10 protein-coding genes and 1 rRNA gene are annotated in these 9,809 nt (G+C 67.2%); 5 read left to right on the forward strand and 6 right to left on the reverse strand.

Annotated elements, in window-relative coordinates:
- On the forward strand, nucleotides 1-1,571 hold a 1,571-nt coding region (gene glgB, locus A5736_RS17000; RefSeq protein ID WP_076247501.1), incomplete at its 5' end, for a 1,4-alpha-glucan branching protein GlgB.
- Between the two features lie 22 nt (nucleotides 1,572-1,593).
- On the opposite strand, the gene A5736_RS17005 is transcribed toward glgB, so the two are convergent.
- Both A5736_RS17005 and A5736_RS17010 read right to left on the reverse strand, forming a co-directional pair.
- Nucleotides 1,594-2,499, reverse strand: coding sequence for a tetratricopeptide repeat protein (locus A5736_RS17005; protein ID WP_076247502.1), 906 nt, complete (start codon nucleotides 2,497-2,499; stop codon nucleotides 1,594-1,596).
- Nucleotides 2,500-2,681: 182 nt separating this feature from the next.
- Nucleotides 2,682-3,863: an acetyl-CoA C-acetyltransferase gene (locus tag A5736_RS17010; protein WP_076118190.1), complete on the reverse strand. Its 1,182-nt coding sequence runs from the start codon at nucleotides 3,861-3,863 to the stop codon at nucleotides 2,682-2,684.
- Between the two features lie 77 nt (nucleotides 3,864-3,940).
- On the opposite strand from A5736_RS17010, the gene mce reads away from it, so the two are divergent.
- On the forward strand, nucleotides 3,941-4,399 hold the full coding sequence (mce, locus tag A5736_RS17015; protein ID WP_139329694.1) for a methylmalonyl-CoA epimerase: 459 nt from the start codon (nucleotides 3,941-3,943) through the stop codon (nucleotides 4,397-4,399).
- A gap of 79 nt (nucleotides 4,400-4,478) precedes the next feature.
- Here the strand turns inward: mce and A5736_RS17020 are convergent, their stop codons facing one another.
- Complete coding sequence (locus tag A5736_RS17020) at nucleotides 4,479-4,769, reverse strand: hypothetical protein (protein WP_076247504.1); 291 nt, start codon at nucleotides 4,767-4,769, stop codon at nucleotides 4,479-4,481.
- Nucleotides 4,769-5,440 (reverse strand): endonuclease NucS, encoded by a 672-nt coding sequence (gene nucS, locus A5736_RS17025; protein WP_067148766.1) that lies wholly within the window; start codon nucleotides 5,438-5,440, stop codon nucleotides 4,769-4,771. Before nucS ends, A5736_RS17020 begins: the two co-directional genes overlap by 1 nt.
- A 45-nt stretch (nucleotides 5,441-5,485) precedes the next feature.
- On the opposite strand from nucS, the gene A5736_RS17030 reads away from it, so the two are divergent.
- The gene (locus A5736_RS17030; RefSeq protein WP_076247505.1) at nucleotides 5,486-7,096 is read left to right on the forward strand and encodes an adenylate/guanylate cyclase domain-containing protein; all 1,611 of its coding nucleotides are present in this window, start codon (nucleotides 5,486-5,488) and stop codon (nucleotides 7,094-7,096) included.
- Here the strand turns inward: A5736_RS17030 and A5736_RS17035 are convergent.
- A complete protein-coding gene (locus A5736_RS17035; protein ID WP_076247507.1) occupies nucleotides 7,093-7,563 on the reverse strand; it encodes a VOC family protein in 471 nt (156 codons plus the stop codon). The genes A5736_RS17030 and A5736_RS17035 overlap by 4 nt on opposite strands.
- Nucleotides 7,564-7,658: 95 nt before the next feature.
- On the opposite strand from A5736_RS17035, the gene A5736_RS17040 reads away from it, so the two are divergent.
- Both A5736_RS17040 and A5736_RS17045 read left to right on the forward strand, forming a co-directional pair.
- Nucleotides 7,659-9,140: a DNA-3-methyladenine glycosylase 2 family protein gene (locus A5736_RS17040; protein ID WP_076247509.1), complete on the forward strand. Its 1,482-nt coding sequence runs from the start codon at nucleotides 7,659-7,661 to the stop codon at nucleotides 9,138-9,140.
- On the forward strand, nucleotides 9,137-9,634 hold the full coding sequence (locus A5736_RS17045) for a methylated-DNA--[protein]-cysteine S-methyltransferase (protein ID WP_076247510.1): 498 nt from the start codon (nucleotides 9,137-9,139) through the stop codon (nucleotides 9,632-9,634). The genes A5736_RS17040 and A5736_RS17045 overlap by 4 nt, the downstream gene beginning before the upstream one ends.
- Nucleotides 9,635-9,687: 53 nt before the next feature.
- On the opposite strand, the gene rrf is transcribed toward A5736_RS17045, so the two are convergent.
- Nucleotides 9,688-9,801, reverse strand: a 5S ribosomal RNA gene (gene rrf, locus A5736_RS17050).
- Nucleotides 9,802-9,809 lie beyond the last annotated feature (8 nt).

Genomic DNA, 9,809 nt, shown 5'->3' on the forward strand with positions numbered 1-9,809 from the left:
CCGAGCGAGCCGATCCGTTCGCTTTCGCCACCGAGGTGCCGCCGCACACCGCATCGCGTGTGACGGTCAGCCAGTACCAGTGGGCCGACGATGAGTGGATGGACCGGCGCGCGCGGCGCAACCCGGTGTTCGAGCCGATGAGCACTTACGAGGTCCATCTGGGCTCGTGGCGTCCCGGGCTCAGCTACCGCCAGCTGGCCCGTGAGCTGACGGATTACGTTGTGGAACATGGGTTTACCCACGTGGAGCTGCTCCCGGTGGCCGAGCACCCATTTGCCGGATCGTGGGGATACCAGGTCACCTCGTACTACGCGCCGACGTCGCGGTTCGGAACACCCGACGACTTCCGGGCGCTGGTCGATGCGCTGCACCAAGCCGGCATCGGCGTCATCGTGGACTGGGTGCCCGCGCACTTCCCTAAGGACGCGTGGGCGCTGGGACGGTTCGACGGCACCCCGTTGTACGAGCATTCGGATCCCAAACGCGGAGAGCAACTCGACTGGGGCACTTACGTGTTCGACTTCGGCCGTCGGGAGGTGCGCAACTTCCTGGTGGCCAACGCGTTGTACTGGCTCGAAGAATTCCACATCGACGGCTTACGCGTGGACGCGGTCGCGTCGATGCTGTACCTGGACTATTCGCGCCCGGAGGGCGGCTGGACCCCCAACATCTACGGCGGGCGCGAGAACCTCGAGGCGGTGCAGTTCCTGCAGGAGATGAACGCCACGGCGCACAAGGCGGCACCAGGCATCGTCACGATCGCCGAGGAATCGACTTCGTGGCCCGGGGTGACACGGCCGACGAGCCTTGGCGGCCTGGGCTTTTCGATGAAGTGGAACATGGGCTGGATGCACGACACGTTGGACTACATCAGTCACGATCCAGTGCACCGCAGCTACCACCACGGCGAGATGACGTTCTCGATGCTCTACGCGTTCAGCGAGAACTACGTGCTGCCGCTCAGCCACGACGAGGTGGTGCACGGCAAGGGCACATTGTGGGGGCGGATGCCGGGTAACAACCACGTCAAGGCCGCCGGCCTGCGCAGCCTGCTGGCCTACCAGTGGGCGCATCCGGGCAAGCAGTTGCTGTTCATGGGGCAGGAATTCGGGCAGCGCGCCGAGTGGTCCGAGCAGAACGGCCTGGACTGGTGGCAGCTGGACGAGGTGGGTTTCTCCAACGGCGTCCTGCGCCTCGTGGGTGACATCAACGACATCTACCGCACCCATCCGGCGCTGTGGAGCCAGGACACCACCCCCGAGGGCTACTCCTGGATCGACGCGAACGATTCGGCCAACAACGTGTTGAGCTTCCTGCGGTACGGCAGCGACGGTTCGGTCATGGCCTGCGTGTTCAACTTCGCGGGCTCCGAGCACAGCGGCTACCGGCTGGGGCTGCCCAGCGCGGGCCGCTGGCGCGAGGTGCTCAACACCGACGCAACGGTCTACAACGGCTCGGGCATTGGAAATCTCGGTGGCGTCGACGCCACCGAGGATCCGTGGCATGGCCGTCCGGCCTCGGCGGTGCTGGTGTTGCCGCCCACGTCGGCGTTGTGGCTGGAGCCCGCCTGAACATAAAGGGCCCCAACGGCTCTCAGTAAAGGGCGTTGGCGAGGTTGCGCCGACCCGCGATCACCTCGGGATCGGCCGGGTCGAAGAGTTCGAACAGCTCGATCAGCCGGGTACGCACCCTGGTGCGCTCGTCGCCGGATGTGCTGCGCACCAACGCGGTCAGTCGCGCGAACGCCGCACCCACATCCTGGTTGAGCAGTTGAACGTCGGCGGCCGCGAACGCCGCGTCAACGTCGTCCGGCGCGGCATCGGCGACGGCGACGGCATCCGGGCGCTGCGCCGTTGCGCGAGTGAGGAAGTCGATCTGCCGGATCGCGGCCTTCGCCTCGACGCTGCCGGGATTCTTCTCCAGCAGCGCTTCATAGGACGTCTTCGCGGCCTCGAAGTCGCCGGCCTCGAGATGCTGCCGGGCCGCCGCCAACTCGGGATCGACTTCCGCGGGCCCCTCGGAACCGCTGGGGCCCTTGAGCTTACCGGCCGTCGCCGACAGTATCGAGTCCAGCCAGCGACGCAATTGATCGGCGGGCTGCACGCCCTGGAAGCTGGAGATCGGCTGCCCTGCAGCCAAAGCCACCACGGTGGGGACCGCCTCGACACCGAATATCTGCGCCACCCGGGGCGCCACGTCGACGTTGACCGTCGCCAACGACCACGTGCCGCCGTCCTCGGAGGCGAGGCCACCCAGCGTGTCGACCAGCTGGACGCAGGCATCGCTGCGGGGCGACCACAGCGCCACGACCACGGGAACTTCGTCGGAGCGGATCAGGACTTCGTTCTCGAAGTTCGCCTCCGTGACCTCCGTGGCGCCCGGCGCGGGCGCAGCCGTGGGCCCGGCCGCCGAGGCGTTCTGTTGAGCTCGTTGCTTGAGGCCGGACAGATCGACTGCACCACTCAAAGCGGGTCCGATCGAGGGTCGCGGACGAGTCACGCCGTCAAGTCTGTCATGTGCGTCGGCTACCGATCCACCCGGTGGCCGCGGCGCTCATGCGGTGCTCATGCAGGGCAAAACCCCGCCGAAATCGGCGCCCGAAAGGCCCTCGAGCGGCCCGTATGACGAAAATCACACCCGCAGCTCCCCGCACGGGTCCCCAGCAACGCCGTCCGGTCCAGCTAACCGGCCCGCAGAATCAGCGCGTCGCCCTGGCCACCGGCCCCGCACAGCGCCGCCACGCCGTAGCCGGAGCCGCGGCGCGCCAGTTCCAGCGCCGCATGCAGGGTGATCCGGGCGCCCGACATGCCGATCGGATGCCCGACGGCAATCGCGCCGCCGTTGACGTTGACGATGTCGGGATTCACGCCGAGTTCGCGCGTCGACGCCAGCGCCACCGCCGAGAACGCCTCGTTGATCTCGACCACGTCGAGCTGATCAACGGAGATGCCCTCACGGGCGAGTGCCTTCTTGATCGCGTTGGCCGGCTGCGACTGCAGCGTCGAATCGGGCCCGGCGACGACACCGTGCGCACCGATCTCGACCAGCCAGCTGAGCCCCAGCTGCTGCGCTTTGTCCTTGTTCATCACGACCACGGCGGCCGCGCCGTCGGAGATCTGCGACGCCGAACCGGCGGTGATGGTGCCATCACTGCGAAACGCCGGCTTGAGACCGGCCAGAGACTCGGCGGTGGTGTTTGCGCGGATCCCCTCGTCCTCGGTGAACTGCAGCGGATCGCCCTTGCGCTGCGGAATGTTCACGGGCACAACCTCGTCGGTGAAGACCCCATCCTTCCACGCCGCGGCCGCCTTTTGGTGGGACCGCGCAGCGAACTCGTCCTGTTCGGCGCGGGTGAACTTGTCGACGTCGTTGCGCTGCTCGGTGAGCGCGCCCATCGGCTGGTCGGTGAACACGTCGTGCAGGCCGTCGTAGGCCATGTGGTCCAGCACCGTCACGTCGCCGTACTTGTAGCCGGCGCGGCTGTCCATCAGCAGGTGCGGGGCCTTCGTCATGGACTCCTGGCCGCCGGCCACCACCACGTCGAACTCGCCGGCACGAATGAGCTGGTCAGCCAGCGCGATGGCGTCGATGCCGGACAGGCACATCTTGTTGATCGTCAGCGCCGGAACGTCCCAGCCAATACCGGCCGCCACCGCGGCCTGCCGGGCGGGCATCTGGCCGGCCCCGGCCGTCAACACCTGACCCATGATCACGTACTCGACCGCACTCGCCGGCACCTTGGCCTTCTCCAGCGCGCCCGCGATCGCGATGGCGCCCAGATCGCTGGCCGAGAAATCCTTCAGCGACCCCATCAGCTTGCCGATAGGTGTCCGCGCCCCAGCAACTATCACCGACGTTGTCATTAGTTCCTCCTGGGGTGCACCAACGGCCGTTTCCGCTACCCGGAGAAGCGGAATCTTTGCCGCCACGTTACCGTGGTGTGATGACGACCGATCAAGTTGATGCCCGTCACCTCCTGGCAACCTCCTTGGTGACCGGCCTGGATCACGTCGGCATTGCGGTCGCCGACCTGGACGCCGCAATCACCTGGTACCACGACCACCTCGGCATGATCCTGGTGCACGAGGAAGTCAACGATGACCAGGGCATCCGAGAGGCGATGCTGGCGGTCCCCGGGACCACCGCGCAGCTTCAGTTGATGGCCCCGCTCGACGACTCATCGACGATCGCGAAGTTCATGGAGAAGCGCGGCCCCGGCATCCAACAGATGGCCGTTCGGGTCAGCGATCTGGACACCATCTGCGAGCAGCTGCGCGAGCAGGGCGTCCGCCTGGTCTACGACGCGGCGCGGCGCGGGACAGCAAACTCGCGGATCAACTTCATTCACCCCAAGGATGCCGGCGGCGTCCTGATCGAGTTGGTGGAGCCGGCTTCCTGACTCCGCCGAGTGTGCGGCCAGCCGCACGTTCGGTCTTCAGTGTGCGGCTAGCCGCACGTTCGTGACGATGTGCCAGTAGTCACGACCACTTGCGGGTCGGGCCGCGGGTGGCGCGGTTGGTCCAGCACGGCGTATGCCAATGCCGACGATCCTCGACTGCCGCGGGTGATTCAGCCGGCCATACCACCACATGCGCAGTGCCGGAACGGATTTCGTGGTCACATCCGGGACACCGATAGGTCTTGAGCGCGCGGGAAGCCGCGATCGGCCGCACTTCGTAGTCGTGGCCGTCGGGTCCCGTTTCGATCCGACGCAGCATTGCCGGCGGCGCTACCGGCTGTCGTCGTGACGGTTTGCGGCGCGGACACATCAGAACAGCCGGTACTCGTCGCTATCCATGCCGCGCATCTTGTCGTAATCCAGTGTGATGCAACGGATTCCGCGATCGGTAGCGAGAGTGCGCGCTTGCGGCTTGATCTGCTGAGCGGCGAACACGCCTTTGACCGGCGCCAGGACACTGTCGCGGTTGAGCAACTCGAGATAGCGGGTGAGCTGTTCCACGCCGTCGATCTCGCCGCGCCGCTTGATCTCCACCGCGACCGAGCCGCCCCGCTCGTCGCGACACAGCAGATCGACGGGGCCGATCGCGGTCATGTACTCGCGGCGGACCAACGTGTACCCCTCGCCCAGCAGTTGCACATGCTCGGCAAGCAACGCCTGAAGGTGGGCCTCGACACCATCCTTGACCAATCCGGGGTCGACGCCCAGGTCGTGGCTCGAATCGTGCTCGATCTCCTCCACCGTGATGCGCAGCTGCTCGCCGGCCTTGTTCTCGACCACCCACACCGGCACCGGCCCATCGACGTCCTCGGTCAGCCAGCACGGCGGGCTCATCCAGTTCAACGGCTTGTAGGCGCGGTCGTCGGCGTGCACGCTCACCGAGCCGTCGGCCTTGAACAGCAGCAACCGACGCGCGGATGGCAGGTGTGCGGTGAGCCGGCCGACGTAGTCGACGGTGCATTGGGCGATGACAAGGCGCACCCGACTCACCTTAGAGCGTGGGCAACAAATTAGGCTGGCGCCACGATGTCGGCCAAAATGAGCGTGGCCCAACGTATCGGCCGGGTGCTCGAGCGGATCACCCGCCAGAGTGGCCGCCTGCCGGATACCCCCGCGTACGGCTCCCTGATCCTCGGGCGGGTGGCGGAAAGCCAACGACGGCGCCGCATCCGCATCCAGGTCATCATGACGGTGCTGGTCCTCGGGGTGAACCTGATCGGCATCGCCGTGGCGCTGCTCTTGGTCATCGTCGCCATTCCCCAGCCGAGCATCTTCCACGACGCGCCGGCCTGGCTCACGTTCGGGGTATCCCCCGCCTACACCGCCGTTGCCCTGGCGGTGGGCGCGTATTGGATCACCCGCCGCACCGTGCTCGCTCTGCGTTGGGCGATCGAGGAGCGCGCGCCGACCGCCGAGGACGAGCGCAACACGTTCCTGGCGCCGTGGCGACTCGCCGTGTACGACCTCATCCTGTGGGGCATCGGGACGGTGCTGTACACGACGCTCTACGGTTTGGTGAACACCTTGTTCATCCCGCGGTTCCTCTTCGTCGTCAGCTTCTCCGGCGTCCTGGTGGCCACTGCCAGTTATCTGCTCGCGGAGTTCGCGCTTCGCCCGATCGCGGCCCAGGCGCTCGAGGCGGGACCACCGCCGCGGCGGTTTTCGGCGGGCATCATGGGCCGGACGATGGTGGTCTGGTTCCTCGGTTCCGGCGTGCCCGTCATCGGCATCGGCCTGCTGGCGATTTTCCAGATCCTGCTGCGCAACCTGACCGAGACCGAGTTCGCGGTCGGCGTGCTGATCATGTCGGTCGCCACACTCATCTTCGGTTGCGCCCTGATGTGGATTCTCGCCTGGCTGACGGCGACCCCGGTGCGGGTGGTGCGCGCCGCGCTGCGCCGCGTCGAGCAGGGCAACCTGCGAGGCAACCTGGTGGTCTTCGACGGGACCGAGCTCGGCGAGCTGCAGCGTGGGTTCAACGCGATGGTCGACGGCCTGCGCGAACGCGAGCGCGTGCGCGACCTTTTCGGCCGGCACGTCGGCCGCGAGGTCGCCCTGGCCGCCGAGCGCGAGCGACCGAAACTGGGCGGCGAAGAACGACACGTCGCCGTGGTCTTCATCGACATCGTCGGCTCCACCCAGCTGGTGACCAGCCAGCCCCCGACCGAAGTGGTCGAGGTCCTCAACCGGTTTTTCACGATCGTCGTCGAGGAAGTGGACCGCCATTGCGGCCTGGTCAACAAGTTCGAAGGCGATGCGTCGCTTGCGATTTTCGGAGCTCCGAATCACCTCGACTCGCCCGAGAACGAGGCGCTGGCCGCGGCGCGTTGCATCGCCGAACGGCTCGCCAACGACATGTGTGAGCTCGAGGCGGGCATCGGCGTGGCGGCCGGCCAGGTCGTCGCCGGCAACGTGGGCGCCAAGGAACGGTTCGAATACACCGTGATCGGCGAGCCGGTCAACGAGGCCGCCCGACTGTGCGAATTAGCCAAGTCACACCCGGGCCGATTGCTGGCAACGGCGGACACTCTGGAGGCCGCAAGCGAAAAAGAAAGCGCCCGTTGGTCTTTGGGGGACACCGTGACGCTGCGTGGGCACGACAATCCCGTCCGGTTGGCCGCGCCGACCGGCGGCTAGGGCCGCCAAAGCTCCAGCGTGGTACGCGCGCCCGCAGGCAGCTCGAGTATTTCGACGGGCGTGCCGTCGGGGTCGTAGACGAAGAACATCCGCACCCCGCCGATGTCGACCGCCGCCTCGGTGCGCACGTCGGGATGCTGACGGCGCAGCGTTTCGTACGCGTCGTCCAGGTCGGCGACGCGGAACGAGATATTCGTGTAGCCGAGGTGCGGCCCCGCCGGTCCGGCGGGCAGCTTACCCAGAAAGAGCAGCTCGACCATCGCGCCGCCGATCAGCCCTCCGATCATGCGGCCGTTTTGTGCGGCGCCGCCCGTCACCGCGTCGAGTCCGGCCCCCTCCAGCTCGACATCGAAAACGACGTCCATGCCCAGCACCGCCGTGTAGAAGGCCAACGCCTTCTCCATGTCGGAGACACCGATACATGCATGGGAGAAGTTCTCCACGGCGATGGGTTGCTGCTCGGTCATGCGTGCTCCTTTGCGGACGGTCGGGTTCACGACCCGCCCATCACAATGTCGGTTTTCCGCCAGTTTTGTCGGTGGTCAGGTGTAACTGTTGAAGCGTGCACGAAGATTTCGAACGCTGCTACCGCGCGGTCCAGTCCAAGGACGCCCGGTTCGACGGCTGGTTCGTCACCGCGGTCCTGACCACGCGGATCTACTGCCGGCCCAGCTGCCCGGTGCGGCCTCCTTTCGCCCGTAACGTGCGGTTCTACCCGACCGCGGCGGCCGCGCAACGGGCGGGCTTCCGGGCCTGCAAGCGCTGCCGTCCCGACGCGTCCCCGGGCTCGCCCGAGTGGAACGTGCGCGGCGACGTCGTTGCCCGGACGATGCGCCTGATCGCCGACGGCACCGTGGACCGTGAGGGCGTCGGCGGCCTCGCCGCCCGCCTCGGATACACCACCCGCCAGCTGGAGCGGCTTTTGCAGGCCGAGCTCGGCGCGGGCCCGCTGGCGCTGGCCCGCGCGCAGCGGGCGCAGACGGCCCGGGTGCTGATCGAGACCACTCGGCTGCCGTTCGGCGACGTCGCGTTCGCCGCCGGGTTTTCCAGCATCCGGCAGTTCAACGACACCGTGCGGCTGGTGTTCGAGAGCACACCGACGGCGCTGCGCAGGCAGGCGGCGACACGGTCCGACGCGAATTCGCCTGGGGCGGTGAGTCTTCGGCTTCCGGTACGCACCCCGTTCGCCTTCGAGGGCGCATTCGGTCACCTGGCCGCCGGCGCGGTACCCGGCTGCGAGGAGGTCCGCGACGGCGCGTACCGGCGCAGTCTGCGGCTTCCCTCCGGCAGTGCCGTGGTCACCCTGACACCGGCCGTCGATCACGTCCGCTGCGTGCTGGTTCTCGACGACTTCCGCGACCTCACCACGGCGATCGCCCGCTGCCGGCGGCTGCTGGACCTCGACGCCGATCCCGAGGCGGTCGTGGACGCGCTGAGCCGTGACCCCGACCTGTGCCCGGTCGTCGCCAAGGCGCCCGGGCAACGCATCCCCCGCACCGTCGACGAGGCCGAACTCGCCGTGCGCGCGGTACTGGGGCAGCAGGTATCGACCAAAGCCGCGCGCACGCATACCGCCCGGCTGGTTGCCGCCTACGGCCGGCCCCTTGACGATCCCGCGGGCACACTGACTCATACGTTCCCGTCCGTCGAGGAGCTCGCCGAGATCGATCCCGTCCATCTGGCGGTCCCCAAGGCACGACAGCGCACACTCAGCGCCCTGATCGCCGGCCTCGCCGAGGGAACCGTCGTGCTGGACAGTGGAAGCGAATGGGAAAGCGCGCGAAGGCAATTGCTCGCCGTGCCGGGGATCGGCCCCTGGACCGCCGAAGTGATTGCGATGCGCGGCCTCGGCGACCCGGATGCGTTCCCGGCGAGCGACCTGGGACTTCGGCTCGCCGCCCAGCAGCTCGGCTTGCCCGGGGATGCACGGACCCTGCTCGACCACAGCGCCCGCTGGCGTCCGTGGCGGTCCTATGCCGTCCAGCACCTGTGGACCACGCTCGAGCATCCGGTGAACCAGTGGCCACCTCAGGAGGTTGCATGATCAGCTACCGCACCATCGACAGCCCGATCGGCCCGTTGACGTTAGCCGGGCACGGTTCGGCGTTGACCAACCTACGGATGGTCGATCAGACCTACGAGCCCAAACGGACGGACTGGTCGGCCGATCCGGAGGCATTCACTGATGCCGTCGACCAACTCGGCGCCTATTTCGCCGGCGAACTCACCGATTTCGACCTCGAGCTGGATCTGCGGGGCAGCGAATTCCAGCAGCGGGTCTGGAAGGCGCTGCTGACAATTCCGTACGGAGAGACCAGGTCGTACGGCGAAATCGCCCAACAGATCGGCGCCCCCGGTGCCGCACGCGCCGTCGGGTTGGCCAACGGCCACAATCCGATCGCGATCGTCGTCCCCTGCCATCGCGTGATCGGTACCAGCGGCGCCCTCACCGGTTACGGCGGTGGGCTGGATCGGAAGCGAACCCTGCTGGAATTGGAGAAAAGGCGCACGTCGGCGAATTTGACGTTATTCGACTAGAAGCAGTGCGTGAATGCAAAAACACCCCCGTTGCCGGGGGTGTTTTTGTGTATGTTCGGCGGTGTCCTACTTTTCCACCCTAACGGGGCAGTATCATCGGCGCTGACAGGCTTAGCTTCCGGGTTCGGGATGGGACCGGGCGTTTCCCTGTCGCTGTGGCCGCCGTAACTCTATT

Origin of the sequence: Mycobacterium sp. SP-6446, from assembly GCF_001954045.1 — a bacterium.
Classification (GTDB): Bacteria; Actinomycetota; Actinomycetes; order Mycobacteriales; family Mycobacteriaceae; genus Mycobacterium.